Genomic DNA, 15,978 nt, shown 5'->3' on the forward strand with positions numbered 1-15,978 from the left:
CTGTGCTCACTCCTTGCTCAGCAGCGCGGTGAGCCGGGCTTTCACCCTCTCTACCAGTTCGCCCTCGCGCCCTTGCCAAGCGATGGCTTGCGCGATGGTGGTGGAGGTGGCGGGGAGAAAGCGCAGCTCGCCGCCCGCCAGTTCGTAGAAGCGGCTCGCCATCCGGGTGCCCTCGTCCACGTTGCCGGCCACCAGCAGCATGGCCTGGGCCAGCACGGCGCCTTCATGATCCTGACCCGGCGCCAGCCAGCGCTGGGCGGTGCCGGTCACCTTGCGACCCCCGATCACCAGATTGTACTGGCCGTCGCAAAAGGAGCCGGGCACGAAGTCATAGCTGCCCTCAAGACCGTACTCCCCCAGCAGGGCGAGCAGCGGTGCCCCCAGCAGCCGGTAGTAGTGAGCCAGATCCGTGGTGGTGCGAGGCAGCATGAGCGACAGATTGAGGATGCCGGCGCCGTGGGGCACGGCGGTGCCGCCGCTGTCGCGCACATGCACGGGCCAACCCTCGGCAGCAAGCTGCTCGCAGGCGGCCTGGTAGCGGGGCAGGCGGGTGTCCTTGCGGGTGACGATGAGGCATTGGGGCGCCTGCCAGAGGTGGGCGCGGGGCTGGCGGTCATGGGCACACTCTCGCAGCCAGCGCTGCTCCTCGGCCAGGATCCGATCCGGGGTTTGGTTGCTGGGCAGAGGGGGAAGCAGGGTATAGGGCATGAAAGGCATCCTGAGCAGAGGCTGCCCAGCACACTACCCGTGGCGGCTGGCAAGGTAAAGCCCCGCATGGCGGGGCTTTGGTGCAAGGATGGCGGAGTGTCAGGCCTGTGCGGCGGCGCGCTTGGGCAGCAGCAGGTTCAGGACGATGGCGGTGAGGCCGCCGGTGGCGACGCCGTAGGAGAGCACGCTCTTGGCCAGATCCGGCAGGTGTTGCAGCACTTCCGGCACCTGGGCCACCCCGAGGCCCATCGCCAGCGACACCGCCAGGATCATCAGGGCGCGGCGGTCGAGCTCCTCGCGGGAGATGATGCGCACCCCGGCGGCGGCGATGGTGCCGAACATGACGATGGTGGCGCCCCCCAGCACGGGTTCGGGGATCTGCTGCACCAGGCTCGCCACCGCCGGGAACAGGCCGAGCAGGGCCAGCATGGCGGCGATGAACAGGCCGACGTGGCGGCTGGCCACCCCGGTCAGCTGGATGACGCCGTTGTTCTGGGCGAAGGTGGACATGGGAAAGGTGGAGAACACCGCCGCCAGCATGGAGTTGGCGCCATCGGCCAGCACGCCGCCCTTGATCCGCTCCATGTAGACAGGTCCTTCCAGCGGCTCGCCGGAGATGTCGGAGGTGGCGGTCATGTCGCCGATGGCCTCGAGCGCCGTCACCACGAAGATGATGGCGAGCGGCACGAACAGCTGCCAGTCAAAGCCGAGCCCGTAGTGGAGCGGAACAGGCACCATCAGCAGCGGGCCGTCAAAGGTGGGGGCGTTGACCTTGCCCAGCAGCAGCGCCACCGCATAGCCCACCAGCATGGCGATCATGATGGCGGAGAGGCGCAGCCAGGGGTTGCGGCTGCGCTGCAGCAGCACGATGAGGCCGAGCACCAGCAGGGAGAGGAAGAGGTTGGTGTGGCTGGCGAAGCTGCCGTCCGACAGGGCGCCGTAGCCGCCACCCATGCTGATGAGCCCCACCTTGATGAGGGTCAGGCCGATGAGCAGCACGACGATGCCGGTCACCAGCGGGGTGATGATCCGTTTGACCAGGTGCAGGAAGCGGCTCATCACCACTATGGTGAGGGCGGCCGCCAGCATGGTGCCGAACAGGGTGCCCAGCAGATCCTCGGTGGGCATGGCCGCCTGTTTGAGGGCGAGGCCGGAGGCGATGATGGGGCCGAGGAAGTTGAAGCTGGTGCCCTGCACCGAGAGCAGGCCGGAACCGAGGGGGCCGAAGCGGCGGGTCTGGATGAAGGAGGCGATGCCGGACATGACCAGCGACATGGAGACGATATAGCGGGTGTCGGCGGCAGGGAGGCCGAGGGCATTGGCGATGATGAGGGGCGGGGTGATGATGGCGACAAACATGGCGAGCATATGCTGCAGGGCGGCGAACAGGGTCTGGGGCAGGGGTGGGACATCCTCTATGCCGTAGACCAGTTCGCTGTGGGCTCGTCTGGGTGGATGGGCCTCTCGGGTTGCGCGTACGGCGGCAGCCTGTTCCATAAATACCTCGAATGTGTGGGGGAGGGGGGAGAAAATTGGGCGCTATTTTAGTGATTGAGAACGGGCTGACCAGCGCTAATTCGGCTGGAAACGGGTTTATTTTTCGATGGGTTGAAACGTTTGCGCGCGGCGATTATGATCCGCCGGTTTGTGTGACGGCGCTCGCCCGTAAATGGCCCAGGTTGCATAGGATTTTGCCGCCGCACGGCGTAGAATGAGGCCTCTGTTGCGATTTGGAGGCTCTGGATGCTGAAGCTGTCGGAGTTCTGGAGTGCCCGTGCCCACTCCGAAGATTTTACCCTGACCCGCATGGGCTTTATGACGGTGCGTCTTCGGCTGCTCACCTGTCTGTTGATGGTGGGCCTGCCCGCCTGGGCGGTGGTGGACTGGCTGACCTTGCCCGCCGCTCAGTTCGATGAACTGTTTCAGGCCCGGATCTTCTGCCTGCTCGCCCTCTCCCCGCTCATCCCCTTTTCCTACCTCATCCATTTCAAACGCGAACGCATGAAGCTGGCGCTCGGCTACCTGATGGCGGTGATGATGCTCTTCTCCCTCATCTGCCTGCACAGCTTCGGCGCGGATCAGGAGTTGCAGGCGGGCTACATGGCCTTCCCCTACCTGCTCATCAGCCTGTTCGCCATCTTCCCCATTCCGCTCTCCCTCGGCCTGCAGCTGGCGGGGGGCATTCTGGTCACCATGCTGGCCGGCAACTGGCTGCTGGTGGGGCAGCCGCTCTGGAGTGTGCAGACCCTCAACCAGATCTGGCTGCTGGGGCTGTTTGCCCTGGCCAGCAGCTGGGTGCAGTGCGGCCAGCTCAACATGCTGCTGCAGCTCTATCGGGAGTCCACCACCGACGAGCTGACCGGCATGATGAACCGCCGCCTGCTGATGAAGCAGCTGGAGAAGGCGAGGATGAACATGGTGCGCAAGCAGGTGCCGTTTGCGGTGCTGTTGCTGGATCTGGATCGTTTCAAGCGCATCAACGACACCTTCGGCCATCTGGCGGGGGATGCGGTGCTCAAGGAGGTGGCGGCGACCCTGGCGGAGCAGCTGGAGCCCGGCATGGTGCTGGGCCGCTACGGCGGCGAGGAGTTTGCCATCCTGCTGCCCAACTGCGCCGAGCTGGCCCAAGCCAAACGGGTGGCCGAACGGCTGCGGGTGGCGGTGGAGGCGCGGCTGGTGAAGAGCCCCACCTCCGACGAGCTGCTGGAGGTGACGGTGAGTATCGGCCTGACCCTGGCCCTGCGCGGCGAAGGGGTGGAGGAGCTGCTCAATCGGGCCGACGAGTGCCTCTACATGGCCAAGATGGCCGGGCGCAACTGCGTGGTGGGGGAGCCGGGCGGCAAGCCGGCACAGCCTGCCGCCATACAGACAGATGCCGCCTGAGGGCGGCATCTTGCTTGAGCGGGGTTGGGCGGGCTCAGCCCAGCTGGTACTTGCCGGAGAGCTGCTGGGCCAGCAGCTTGAACATGTTGAACACCGCCATGGTCTTGCCGGTCGGGGTGCCATCTTCGGCCAGGAAGAACTCCCCTTTGAACACCAGGATCTCCCCCTTCTGCTCCACCGAATCGGCACGCATGCCGTGGATGAAGTCTTCGTGTTCCTTGATGATCTTGTTGGCCATCTCCAGCAGGGCAGTCTCGGTGATCAGCTCTTTTTGTGGTTGCATGCTCGTCTCCTTAAACGACTACTGGGCAGGGGGCATAAGGGTCGGCCCTGCCTCTGATTGAAGAGGAGGCCAGCATACTGCAAAGCGGGATTTTCTGTCATTGATATGACCCCGCATTTTCCCGCTTTGCTCTCTTCCCTTATCCCAGCACCAGATTGCGCAGCCAGCGGCGCTGACGGATGCGGCGCTGCACCAGCAACACCTTGCTGAGCTCCTCCAGCAGGATCACCGCCACCACCCAGGAGAGGGGCCAGCCGAGCAGGTTGACCGCTCCCCAGGCGAGCGGCAGGCCGATGCACCACATGCCGACGATGTCGATGAAGATGCTGTAGTTCACATCCCCGCCCGAGCGCAATACCCCGACGATGCCCACCATGTTGAACACCTTGAGCAACATGCCCAGACACAGGATGGCGAGCACCTGGCCAGCCTCCGTCATCAGCTCGCCCGGCAGGTTGCCGACCCACTGCAGCAGGTGGGTCTGCAGCAGCCAGACCGCGATCCCCACCAGCAGGGCACCGATGGGGGCAAGCAGCAGGAAGAGCTGGGAGTGCTGCCAGGCGACCTCGTACTCCTCGGCCCCGAGCCGGTGGCCGAGCAGGGTGGAGCAGGCCACCGCCAACCCGAAGAAGAGGGAGATGAGGATGCTCTCGAGGGTGCCGAGGGTGGTCATGATGGCCAGCGAGTCGGTGCCGAGGTGGGCGTAAAGAAAGCCGTAGAGCAGCATGCCGAAGGCCCAGAGCCCGTCGTGCAGCAGCAGCGGCAGGGCGATCAGGGTGAAGCGCACCACCTCCTTGCGCTTGAAGGCGGCCAGCCAGTCTTGCTTACGCGGGATAAGACGGGGTTCGATGCGCCACACATAGCACAGCAGCAGCGCAGTCTGCAGCAGCCGCGAAATCGTGGTGCCCCAGGCCGAGCCGGCCACCCCCATCGCCTCGAAACCGAAATGGCCGAAGATGAGGGCGTAGTTGAGGATGACGTTGGCGATGATGGCGATGATGCCGATGCGCGTCGGGGCGGCGGCATTGCCGACCGAGCGCAGCGCCGACTCCAGCGGCACCACCACTGCGGTGCAGAGGATGGTGGCACCGGTGATCATCAAAAACTCGTCCGCCAGCTCGCGCAGCGCGGGCTCCTGGCTGGCAAAGCCGAGCACGCTGCCAGGTGAGAGCAGATAGACGAGGGCAAATGGCAGGCTCACCGCCAGGGCCCCCACCAGCGCCAGCGCCAGCGAGCGGCGCACCCCGGCCATCTCGCCGCGGCCGTAATATTGTGCCGCCAACACCGAGACCCCGCCAGAGAGCCCCGCTATCACCAGCAGATTGAAGAAGAAGACCCGGTTACCCAAGCCGACCGCCGCCACAGCCGTGGTGCCAAGCTGGCTCACCATCATGATGTCGATGAGACCGAGCAGGGAGAACATCATGGATTGCAGCGAGACCGGCAGGGCCAGCCGCCACAATCGGGTCATGAACTCGCGATCGGTGGTTTGTTTTAAAATCGCTTGCCAATAATTCATTTATGTTAACCGGGTAGATAAAAAGCAAGGTTTGTCATGGGTATGATAGGGGGAGTAGCGGGTGGCTTCACTGTGAGCCTCTCTCGGCTTTCTTGTGCAAAACTATCCTGTTGAGGTGCTATGCCGTTTGTCAGCGAGTGTCTGGAAATCGCCCCGGCCTGCGAGGAGCGAATGCTGGGGCGCGAAGGGCTGCCACTGCTCGGGGAGGCGGGCATCTTCCTGACCGGGCTGTCGCACATCCGCGATCACTACCTGATCCGCCGCAACCGGCCGGAGTTTCACATCCTGATGGTGAGCCACGACGAGGGGGGCGCCCTGCTCACCGATGACGGCGAGCAGCCCATCCCGGCCGGTTCGCTCATCTTCTTGCCGGCGGCAGTGCCGGGCGGCCTCAAGCTGGTGGGGGCGCAGTGGCGCACCAGCTGGATCCTGCTTGACGACGTGCCGCGCTGGCAGCACCTGCACCGGCTCGGTCACCGCATCTGGCAGGGGGAAGAGGGGGAGCCGCTCTATCATCTGCTCAGCCTGATGCAGGGGGAGGGGGTGCGTTCACCGCTGCAGCCCCAGCTGCTGAGCCTGCTGCTGGCGCTCCTGGAGCGCACCCTGCAGGGGGAGGTGCGCGGCACCCCCGAGATCCGGTTACAGGCGTTGTTTCGGCGGGTGGAGGCACGCCTCGACGAGCCCTGGAGTGTGGCCTTGCTGGCCGATCAGATGGCCTGCTCGGTGCCCCACCTGCACCGGCTCTGTCGGCAGGTGTTCGGCATGAGCCCCATGGCCTGGCTCACCGAGCTTCGTATGAACAAGGCGCGCCAGCTGCTGCTCTATACCAACTGGCCGCTGGGTGAGCTGGCCGGCCGGGTCGGTTACAGCGACGGCGCCAACTTTGCCAACCGCTTTCGCCGGCTCACTGGTCTGACCCCTGGCGCCTTTCGTCGCCTGGGTCGCAAACCTTTTGCAACGGATGTGCAAACTCTTTGAAATTAACGGCGCAAGCCCATAGGATCGGCGGACTCCTTCGTCCAGGTCATCGTTTAGGTACCCGATCCATGTTTGAAGATAATAACCAGAAACGTCCCCTCTATATTCCCTATGCCGGTCCGGCCCTGCTGGAGACCCCGCTGCTCAACAAGGGCAGCGCCTTCACCAGCGAAGAGCGCAGCAACTTCAACCTCGAAGGCCTGCTACCCCAGAATATCGAGACCATCGAAGAGCAGGCCGAGCGGGCCTACCGTCAGTTCATGGCGTTCGGCAACGACATGGACAAGCACATCTACCTGCGCAACATCCAGGACACCAACGAGACGCTGTTCTACCGGCTGCTGACCAACCACCTGACCGAGATGCTGCCGGTCATCTACACCCCGACCGTCGGCAAGGCGTGCGAGGAGTTCTCCAACATCTACCGCCGCGCCCGCGGCCTGTTCATCTCCTATCCGGACAAGGACAGGATCGATGACATGCTGCAAAACGCCACCAAGCAGAACGTCAAGGTGATCGTGGTCACCGACGGTGAGCGGATCCTGGGCCTCGGCGATCAGGGCATCGGCGGCATGGGCATTCCCATCGGCAAGCTGTCGCTCTACACCGCTTGCGGTGGCATCTCGCCGGCTTACTGCCTGCCGGTGGTGCTGGACGTGGGCACCAACAACCAGCAGTTGCTGAATGACCCCTTCTACATGGGCTGGCGCAATCCGCGCATCTCGGGCGAAGAGTATGCCGAGTTCGTCGACGCCTTCATTCAGGCGGTCAAGCGCCGCTGGCCCGACATCCTGCTGCAGTTCGAGGACTTCGCCCAGAACAACGCCATGCCGCTGCTCAATCGCTACAAGAACGAGCTCTGCTGCTTCAACGATGACATTCAGGGCACCGCCGCCGTGACCCTCGGCAGCCTCATCGCCGCCTGCAAGGCCTCCGGCGCCAAGCTCTCCGAGAAGCGGGTTGCCTTCCTCGGCGCGGGCAGCGCCGGTTGCGGCATCGCCGAGCAGATCGTGGCGCAGATGAAAGCCGAGGGGCTGACCGATGCCCAGGCTCGCAGCCGGGTCTTCATGGTGGACAGATTCGGTCTCATCACCGACAAGATCCCCAACCAGCTCGACTTCCAGCGCCGTCTCTCCCAGCCGGTGGAGCGCATCGCCGACTGGCCGGTGGGGGACAACATCTCCCTGCTGGAGGTGATGGAGCACGGTCGTCCTGACATCCTGATCGGGGTTTCCGGCCAGCCGGGGCTGTTCACCGAAGAGGTGGTCAAGACCATGCACAAGCACTGTGCCCGCCCCATCATCTTCCCGCTCTCCAACCCCACCTCCCGGGTGGAAGCCACCCCGGCCGACCTCATCCGCTGGACTGACGGTCAGGCGCTGGTGGCCACCGGCAGCCCGTTTGCACCGGTGGAGTACAAGGGCAAGCGCTACGTCATCGCCCAGTGCAATAACTCCTTCATCTTCCCGGGGATTGGCCTTGGCGTCATCGCCGCCGGCGCCACCCGGGTGACCGACGCCATGCTGATGTCGGCCAGCCGCGCGCTGGCGGAGTGCTCACCGCTGGTGAAGGGGGAGGAGGGCTCCTTGCTGCCGGATCTGGCGGACATTCATGAGGTTTCCCGCTACATCGCCAAGATGGTGGCCAAGACCGCCATGCTGCAGGGCAAGGCGGTGCAGACCCCGGACGAGGTGATCGATCAGGCCATCGAGGCGAACTTCTGGCGCCCAGAGTACCGTCGCTATCGCCGCACCTCCTTCTGACCCTGCGCAAAGGTGCAAAGCAAAAGGGATGCCTCGGCATCCCTTTTTTGTGCATGGCGTGGCGGGCTCGCTGGCCGGCGCGCAGTCATCTGCACCTCGTCACACGTCCGGTCCTCTGCTCGGCCTGGTTCACTGCTCTGCTGGTATCTCAGGTGCGGCGGGCTCGGCGCTCCCCTGGGTACCCGTGACCCGCACTTCCACCCGGCGATCCGGGGCCAGGCAGTCGATGAGGGCGGCTTTGGCCTTGATGGCATCACACTGGCTGCCGGTGACCGGGTTGCTCTCGCCATTGCCCTGGATACTCACCTTGTCGGCGGGCAACCCCTTGCCGATCAGGAAGTTGGCAACCGTGCTGGCGCGGGCCTCCGATAGCCTCTGGTTGTTGGCATCCGTGCCTATGCGGTCGGTGTAACCCATCACCACGGCGCTGCCATCCTTGGGCTGGACGTCGACGATCTGCTGGTAGAGCGAGTCGAGTGCCTGCATCCCCTCCGGCTTGAGATCCGCCTTGCCGAACGCAAACAGCACGTCCGAGCTCAGGTTGAAGGTCTGGTCCACCGGCTCGGGGGCGGGCGGTGGCGGGGGAACGACCATGGGCGCTGGGGCCGGCTCGACCGGTTTGCTGCGATTGGGGTGGATCACCAGCTCCAGGGTGGCGGTGCTGATGTCGCTGACCCAGCGCTGGGTACCGCTGCCAACCTTGTCGTTGTCGGGATCGTCGCCGACCCGGACCAGATAGCGGTAGCGGGCCTGGATGTCGACCCAGTCGTGCAGCTTGGCGGTGAGGCCGAGACCGGCCAGCGGAGCCAGGTTGTTGTCACCGCCGTTGACGGATTTGACGTGGTAGAGGTAACCACCGCCCTCGGCGAACACCGAGAAGATATCCCCCAGCGGCAGCCGCCCAATCACCGACAGGGTGGCGCCCTGGCTGCTGAAGTCATTGCCCTGCACATCCCAGTTGCCGGTCGACAGGTAACCCAGTTCACCTCCCAGGTTCTCGGTGAAGTTGTAGCCGCCGAACAGGGAGAGCGCGGTGGCGTCCTTGCTCGCATCCTTGCCAAAGTCACCCAGGTCGTGAGCGATGGCCCAGCCACCCCCCACCCCGGCGTACCAGTCGTTGTCCGGCGCCGCCTGGGCACCCGTGGCCGCCAATGCCAATGCAATCCAAACCGGTTTTACTTTTATGTTCATCGCGTATCCTCGTCGATGCTGGTGTAGTAGGGCACAAGCCCTGTTGAGTACAACCACCACTATTTATAGGTGATGCAGGGCGTTTAACCAGCTGACGGGGCAGGTTGGCAGGAAATGTGCACAGAAATGCGTACAAAAGCGGACCAGGATGACGGGCCTGGCGAGGGGAATAAAAAAGGAGGCCTGATGGCCTCCTTCATGGTCAGCGGGCTGACGACTTACTGTTGAACTTGCTGTACACCGGTGACGCGCACTTCAACGCGACGATCCGGCGCCAGGCAGGAGATCAGCTGAGCCTTGGCCTTGATGCCGTTGCACTGGGTACCGGTGACCGGGTTGGCCTTGCCTTGACCCTCGATGGAGACCTTGCCAGCCGGCAGACCCTTGCCGACCAGGAAGTCGGCCACGGTGCGGGCACGGGCTTCGGACAGCTTCAGGTTGTAGGCTTCGGAGCCGATGCGGTCGGTGTAACCGACGACCACGGCGCTGCCATCTTTGGGCTGAACGTCAACGATCTGCTGATACAGGGTGTTCAGGGCGGCCACACCTTCCGGCTTCAGAGTGGATTTGCCGAAGGCAAACAGCACGTCCGAGCTCAGGGAGAAGTTCTTGTCGACCATCACCGGCTCAGGAACGGGCTCGGGTGCCGGGGCGGGCACGGGGGCCACATAGGTGGTGCGGTTAGGGTGCATCACCAGCTCCAGGGTGGCCACGCTCATGTCGGTTTCCCAGGTCTTCTGCTCGTCACCCAGGTTCCACATGTAGCGGTAGCGGGCTTGCAGATCGAGCAGGTCGGAGAGCTTGGCGGTCACGCCCAGACCGGCCAGCGGGGCTGTACCGTTGTCGCTGCTGCCGTTGCCGTTGACGTGGTTGAAGTAGGCGCCGCCTTCTGCAAACACGGAGAAGATGTCGCCGAGCGGCAGACGGGCCAGACCGGACAGGGTCGCGCCCTGGGTCTTGAAGTCAACGCCGTCTACACCGCCTTTGCCGGCATAGAGGTAACCCAGCTCGGCGCCGAAGTTCTCGTTGAAGTTGTAGCCACCAAACAGGGAGAGCGCGGTGGCGTCCTTGTCTGCGTCTTTGCCGAAGTCGTCCAGGTCGTGACCATAAGCCCAACCTGCGCCCATACCTGTGTACCAGTCGTTGGAGGCTTGAGCGGTGGTGGTGCCCATGGCTGCAATGGCCAGAGCAATCAGGGTGGGTGCCATTTTCATTTTCATCGTTTTATCCTCGTTGAGTTTGCCGTGCTAGGGCGTACTGCGCACTCTTTCAGTTATACCGGCCGCAGATGACAGTCACGCTGCGACCTCCATGGTGAACCACGGTTGGTCTGAATGAAAAAAGAGATGGTTCCTGGATACTCACGAAGCCTTGGCTTCATGGACAACTAACCGGGCCGAATGCACTTTTAATAGTTCATCCAATACCTTACAAGCGGGTTTACTGTATTCTTTTGACTCGCACGGATCAAGTTTCTGTACAGATATCCAGCACTGGCGCGGCGCTGCGGTGATTATGGAGAAGGAAGCCGAGGGAAACGATTTGACAGGAAGTGACGCTAGTTGCTGTGTTTTTGCTCAAAAACAGGCGGCGGGCAAACAAAAGGGGATGCCGTGGCATCCCCTTTTCGCATTATCTGAACGGAGTCAGATTACTTCTGAACTTCTTGTACGCCAGATACGCGAACTTCTACGCGACGGTCCGGAGCCAGGCAGGAGATCAGCTGAGCTTTGGCTTTCACGCCATTGCACTTGGTGCCGGTAACCGGGTTGGCTTCGCCACGACCTTCGATGGCAACCTTGCTGGCAGCCATACCCTTGCTGACCAGGAAGTTGGCAACGGTGCGGGCACGGGCTTCAGACAGCTTCTGGTTGTAGGCGTCGGAACCGATACGGTCGGTGTAACCAACGACAACAGCGTTGCCATCTTTCGGCTGGAACTCAACGATCTGCTGGTACAGAGCGTTCAGGGCAGCAACGCCTTCCGGCTTCAGGCTGTCTTTGCCAAAGGCGAACAGCACGTCGGAGTTCAGGGCGAAGTTCTTCTCAACTACCTGCGGAGCCGGGGCCGGGGCTTCTTCAACAACCGGAGCCGGAGCCGGAGCTACGTAGGAAGTACGGAACGGGTGGTATACGGCTTCCAGGGTCGCAACGCTCTGGTTGGACTTGTAGCGTACGTCGTCCGGGGCGTCGCCTGCGTGCAGGTCAGCCACGTCCCACATGTAGCGGTAGCGAGCTTGCAGATCCAGCGCGTCGTTGACCTTGTAGGTCACGCCCAGGCCGGCCAGCGGGGATACTTTGGTGTCGCTGGTGCCCAGACCGTCGGTGTGAGCCCAGTAGGCGCCGCCTTCAGCGAAAGCGGAGAAGTCGCCGCCCAGCGGCAGACGAGCGATACCGGACAGGGTGGCACCCTGGTTCTCGTAACGCAGACCGTCGGTGTTGCCGCGGCCAGCGTACTGGTAACCGAATTCGGTACCGAAGTTTTCGGTGAAGTTGTAACCGACGAAGGCGTTGGCAGCAGCAGCGTCTTCAGTACCAGCGTAACCGCCACCACCGATCTTGTTCAGACCGTTGAAGTGGGCAGCACCGGCACCGGCACCGAAGTAGATGTCGTCAGCGGCGTGAGCGGCAGTTGCACCCATGGCAGCCATGGCGATGGCGATCAGGGAAGGAGCCATTTTCATCATAAAAAAATCCTCGTTGAGATGGCACGTTGTTCACGTGCTTCGCACTTTTTAATTTATGTAAGCTGCAGGCTCTGCCGAACAACAGCGTTGAGTCTGGCAGGGATCCCGGTTCCTTCCGGGAGGCACGCATTCCTGGTGCACTAGCGAGCGGGGGACATTGCCAAAACAATGGTTCACCCCTTCACGAACAGCCGGTGTCATTCCGATGACGTGGCGCACTCTATGCCGAATTCAAAACATGATCAAGCTCACACATAATCCATATGGCAGATTGTGTCGTGTGGGTAACTGGCTGTTTATCCAGATTAATTAGTGATCCAAATAGGATCTGTGCAGTCTCTTTTCGAGTTTCATATAGGCCTGAACCCAGTCAGATTGCGCCATGGCGGGAGATTCCCTCGCCTGGAACACCGCCAGATAATCGGCCTCGGTTGCTTCGCACAGTAAGGGTGTAAAACTGACCAAAAAATGCCGGGCCAGGTAGGGATCCAGGGGCCAGATATTGAGGATGGCCCGGGCCACAGGCTGTACTGCAGCTGAACAGCAAAAGTGGCGGTGGCCCGCCTCGAGCCAGTCGGCCATCTCGGCAAGCGCGTTGGTGGGGACCAGGCCGCCATCCCCTTTTGTGCTGGCCAGTGTCAGCTGCTGGCCATTGCCAAGCAGCAGGGTTCCCGCTTCCTGCATGACGCCGTCGTGGCTGCGCAGGGAAAGTCCGGCAACGGGCTGGTCGAGAAACAGGCTGCTCTTGTCATCCAGCGCAGCCAAAACTGCTGCCGCCTGATCGTTCAGGGCGGCAGGCAACCAGAAGGCTTCGGCGCGTGTCTGCTGGCCTTGCTGCAATTGGCGACTGAGTTCTGCGGGGGAGGATACCGGGTGTAAACAGGAGATTATGCCGGGAAGTGCCATGGGTTCTTACTCTTAAGGGATAGCCCGCGGATTATACGAGTAATTCCTGTGGCAACAATAAAGGTTTCTTTTCGAGACTGTTTACCTGAGGCGGTTGAGCGATTACCATCCCCGATGTTTGCAAGGGTTGTCGTCGAAAGACGCTGATTAAAGATAGAGACTCGACCATAACGAGTCCGTTCAAAACTGATACACTTGACTACGAGTCGTCGCGAAAAATAAAGGTGGAGTCAATCCGCCGTACGGAGTATGGAACAATATGAATTCAAATATCGTAACTGTTGGTAAGAAGATCCGTCAGATCCGTGAAGCAGTCGGCCTGAGCCGTCCCAAGTTTGCTGATCTGCTGGGCGTTCCCCCGACCACCCTGAAGAACTATGAGCTGGGTTATCGTGAAGTTGGTGGCGCCTTCCTGGTGGCCCTGGCTCACCACCCGGAACTGCACAAGTTCACCCTCTGGCTGCTGGCTGACAAGAAAGTCGCCGAGATCGGCCAGATCGGCCCGGACGATATTGCCAAGGCTTGAGCTGATTGAGCCCTGACAAAAATGCCGCCCTCGAGGCGGCATTTTTTATTCATCATATTTATTATTGATTTAATTAAATTTGGCTATTTGTGCTCTCACCAAGGCTTTTCACGAAAATACCTTGGCAAGCCGAATCAATCCTCAGAAAATTCCGACCGCTAAAATTAGCAGTACCCCTCGCATGATGCGCACAGTGAGACAAGCATGAGTCAAATCACCCCCAAGGCCAGAGATGGCTTTACCAGCAAATTCGGCGTCCTTGCCGCCACCCTGGGCTCAGCCGTCGGGCTGGGAAATATCTGGAAGTTTCCCTACCTGACGGGCGAAAACGGCGGTGCCGGTTTCTTGCTGGTCTATGTCATCGCCACCCTGCTGGTCGGCCTGCCGGTGATGATCTCGGAGATCATGCTGGGCCGCAAAGGCAAGTCCGATGCCGTCACCACCCTCAGCAAGCTGGCCCCCAAGGGGCAGCCCTGGTGGTTGATCGCCCTGATGGGGGTGCTGGCCGCCTTCCTTATCATGTCCTTCTACTCCGAAGTGGCGGCCTGGGTCTTTGCCTACATCTTCAAGGCCGTTGACGGCTCCATCCTGTCGACCGATCCCAAGGTGACCGGGGCGGCCTTCGGGGCGCTGATAAGCGACCCATTGCAGAGCCTGCTTTGGCAGTGGCTGGTGCTGATCCTGATGGGGGGCATCCTGCTGATGGGGGTCTCCAAGGGGATCGAGGCGGTCACCAAGAAGCTGATGCCGGTGCTCTTCATCCTGCTGCTGGTCATCGGCATCCGCAGCCTGACCCTGCCCGGGGCCAGTCAGGGGCTGCACTTTCTGTTTTCGCCGGATCTCTCCAAGATCACCGCCGGGGTGGTGCTGACCGCCATGGGGCTCGCCTTCTTCAAACTCTCCATCGGCATGGGCTGCATGATGACCTATGGCAGCTACTTTCGGGATGATCAGAATATCCCGCTGACCACCTTCCGGGTGATGTGCGCCGATCTGTTCGTCTCCATGCTGGCCGGCATCGCCATCTTCCCGGCGGTATTCGCCTTCGGCTTTGAGCCCACTGCCGGTCCCTCCCTGCTGTTCATCACCATACCGGCGGTGTTTGCCAGCATTCCGTTCGGCCACCTGTTCATGGTGCTGTTCTTCGTGCTCTCCGCCATTGCCGCCACCGGTGCCATGCTTTCCATCCTGGAAGTACCGGTCTCGGTGGTGTCAGAGCGATTTCGCATGAGCCGCCCCAAGGCGACCCTGCTCAATTTGCTGGTGCTGGGGGCGGTGGGGTCGACCTGCGCGCTTTCCAACAGCTCGCTGGCGGACGTTCATATCGCCGGCAAGACCTTCTTCGACCTGTTCGATTTCGTCTCCTCCAACGTATTGATGCCCCTTGGCGGCATCTTCCTCTGCCTGTTCGTGGGCTGGGTGTGGGGTTTCGAGCGGATGAAGGAGGCGCTGACCAACGGTGGCGAGCTGGAGTTGGCCATCCTCAAGCCGCTCTTCTTCATCATCCGTTACGTGTCGCCGCTGTTGATCCTGATCGTGATGCTCAAGGGGTTGGGGCTGTTCTAGCCAGCTGTGCTTGGCCACAGTTCCCATAGCAAAAGAGCGCCGCAAGGCGCTCTTTTTGTTGGTGATGCGGATCCGGTGAACCGTGCTAGATGAGGCCTAAGCGGGATAACTCTTCCTTGAGCTGATCGGCGTTGCGCTCGACGCAGGCTTCGCCTTCGTTGATGGCATCGCTGGCGCGGTGGAAATCCATGATGGAGAAGCTGCCAAGGCGCGGGCAGAGCTGGATCTCGGGCGGGTCGCCGGCCATCCTAGCGCGGGTGATGCGCTCCTGCATGATGTTGATGGAGCCGGTCATCACGCTCCACATGCCGGGTGTGTTGGGGCTGTCGCCCCGGTTGAACCACTGGCTGAAGCGGTTGCCGCCACTCGGTTCGTCCGGCTCGTCGGTCCAGGGTTGGTGCATGTCGGCGTTGAGGTTGACGGCGATCACCACCTCGGCCCCCATGGCGCGAGCCAGCGAGATGGGCACCGGGTTGACCACGGCGCCGTCCACCAGCCAGCGATCGTCGACCCGGGTCGGGGTCAGGATGCCGGGCATGCCGCAGGAGGCGCGCACGCACTGGCGCAGCGGCCCCTGCTGCAACCAGATCTCGCGGCCGGTGTCGAGTTCGGTGGCGACGCAGGCGAAGGGGAGCGGCAGGCTCTCGATGGCGGGATCCCCTAAGTGGTTGGCGGCGATGCCGAACACCTTTTCGCCGCGAAACAGGCCGCCGGAGAGGGCCGGATCGAGCAGGCTGACCACCTGCAAGCGGCTGAAGCCGCGCACCCAGCTCTCCAGCTTGTCCAGTTCACCGGCGGCATAGGCGGCGCCGACAAAGCTGCCGATGGAGCAGCCGGCCACCAGATCCGGTTTGACACCGAGCCGCTCCAGCGCCCGTATGATGCCGATGTGTGCCCATCCACGGGCTGCGCCGCTGCCAAGAGCCAGTCCCACACGGGGTTTTCGTGCCACTTTGTCTCTCCGAACAT

The 15,978-nt window shown here is 62.3% G+C and carries 14 protein-coding genes; 5 read left to right on the plus strand and 9 right to left on the minus strand.

Annotation, left to right across the window (positions count from 1 at the left end; genetic code table 11):
* Positions 1-6 precede the first annotated feature (6 nt).
* Both G5134_RS02865 and G5134_RS02870 read right to left on the minus strand, forming a co-directional pair.
* Complete coding sequence (locus tag G5134_RS02865) at positions 7-708, minus strand: lipoyl protein ligase domain-containing protein (RefSeq protein WP_024943242.1); 702 nt, start codon at positions 706-708, stop codon at positions 7-9.
* 99 nt (positions 709-807) lie between these two features.
* Positions 808-2,205, minus strand: coding sequence for a nucleobase:cation symporter-2 family protein (locus tag G5134_RS02870; RefSeq protein ID WP_024943243.1), 1,398 nt, complete (start codon positions 2,203-2,205; stop codon positions 808-810).
* A gap of 246 nt (positions 2,206-2,451) precedes the next feature.
* Between G5134_RS02870 and G5134_RS02875 the strand changes: the two genes are divergently transcribed.
* Positions 2,452-3,591, plus strand: coding sequence for a GGDEF domain-containing protein (locus G5134_RS02875; RefSeq protein ID WP_024943244.1), 1,140 nt, complete (start codon positions 2,452-2,454; stop codon positions 3,589-3,591).
* A gap of 34 nt (positions 3,592-3,625) precedes the next feature.
* Here the strand turns inward: G5134_RS02875 and G5134_RS02880 are convergent, their stop codons facing one another.
* Both G5134_RS02880 and G5134_RS02885 read right to left on the minus strand, forming a co-directional pair.
* Positions 3,626-3,874: a YciN family protein gene (locus G5134_RS02880; protein WP_005298586.1), complete on the minus strand. Its 249-nt coding sequence runs from the start codon at positions 3,872-3,874 to the stop codon at positions 3,626-3,628.
* A gap of 139 nt (positions 3,875-4,013) precedes the next feature.
* On the minus strand, positions 4,014-5,393 hold the full coding sequence (locus tag G5134_RS02885) for an MATE family efflux transporter (RefSeq protein ID WP_065018205.1): 1,380 nt from the start codon (positions 5,391-5,393) through the stop codon (positions 4,014-4,016).
* Between the two features lie 120 nt (positions 5,394-5,513).
* On the opposite strand from G5134_RS02885, the gene G5134_RS02890 reads away from it, so the two are divergent.
* The gene (locus tag G5134_RS02890; RefSeq protein WP_065018206.1) at positions 5,514-6,371 is read left to right on the plus strand and encodes a helix-turn-helix transcriptional regulator; all 858 of its coding nucleotides are present in this window, start codon (positions 5,514-5,516) and stop codon (positions 6,369-6,371) included.
* Between the two features lie 68 nt (positions 6,372-6,439).
* Positions 6,440-8,134 (plus strand): NAD-dependent malic enzyme, encoded by a 1,695-nt coding sequence (locus G5134_RS02895; protein ID WP_017765762.1) that lies wholly within the window; start codon positions 6,440-6,442, stop codon positions 8,132-8,134.
* Positions 8,135-8,263: 129 nt separating this feature from the next.
* Here G5134_RS02895 and G5134_RS02900 read toward each other — a convergent pair whose 3' ends face one another.
* The 4 genes from G5134_RS02900 to G5134_RS02915 all read right to left on the minus strand — a co-directional run bounded on the left by G5134_RS02900 (position 8,264) and on the right by G5134_RS02915 (position 12,917).
* Complete coding sequence (locus tag G5134_RS02900) at positions 8,264-9,325, minus strand: OmpA family protein (RefSeq protein WP_065018207.1); 1,062 nt, start codon at positions 9,323-9,325, stop codon at positions 8,264-8,266.
* Positions 9,326-9,543: 218 nt separating this feature from the next.
* Positions 9,544-10,545 (minus strand): porin OmpA, encoded by a 1,002-nt coding sequence (ompA, locus tag G5134_RS02905; RefSeq protein WP_005298595.1) that lies wholly within the window; start codon positions 10,543-10,545, stop codon positions 9,544-9,546.
* A gap of 431 nt (positions 10,546-10,976) precedes the next feature.
* A complete protein-coding gene (locus tag G5134_RS02910; RefSeq protein ID WP_017766527.1) occupies positions 10,977-12,011 on the minus strand; it encodes an OmpA family protein in 1,035 nt (344 codons plus the stop codon).
* Positions 12,012-12,320: 309 nt separating this feature from the next.
* Positions 12,321-12,917, minus strand: coding sequence for a hypothetical protein (locus G5134_RS02915; RefSeq protein WP_025202052.1), 597 nt, complete (start codon positions 12,915-12,917; stop codon positions 12,321-12,323).
* Positions 12,918-13,176: 259 nt separating this feature from the next.
* Here G5134_RS02915 and G5134_RS02920 point away from each other — a divergent pair, with 259 nt between their 5' ends.
* Positions 13,177-13,443: a helix-turn-helix domain-containing protein gene (locus G5134_RS02920; protein WP_005298604.1), complete on the plus strand. Its 267-nt coding sequence runs from the start codon at positions 13,177-13,179 to the stop codon at positions 13,441-13,443.
* 204 nt (positions 13,444-13,647) lie between these two features.
* Positions 13,648-15,009 (plus strand): sodium-dependent transporter, encoded by a 1,362-nt coding sequence (locus G5134_RS02925; RefSeq protein ID WP_025202051.1) that lies wholly within the window; start codon positions 13,648-13,650, stop codon positions 15,007-15,009.
* Positions 15,010-15,094: 85 nt separating this feature from the next.
* Here G5134_RS02925 and G5134_RS02930 read toward each other — a convergent pair whose 3' ends face one another.
* Positions 15,095-15,961 (minus strand): patatin-like phospholipase family protein, encoded by an 867-nt coding sequence (locus tag G5134_RS02930; protein WP_005298608.1) that lies wholly within the window; start codon positions 15,959-15,961, stop codon positions 15,095-15,097.
* Positions 15,962-15,978 lie beyond the last annotated feature (17 nt).

Source organism: Aeromonas sp. 600276, from assembly GCF_049175815.1.
Taxonomy (GTDB): Bacteria; Pseudomonadota; Gammaproteobacteria; order Enterobacterales; family Aeromonadaceae; genus Aeromonas; species Aeromonas dhakensis.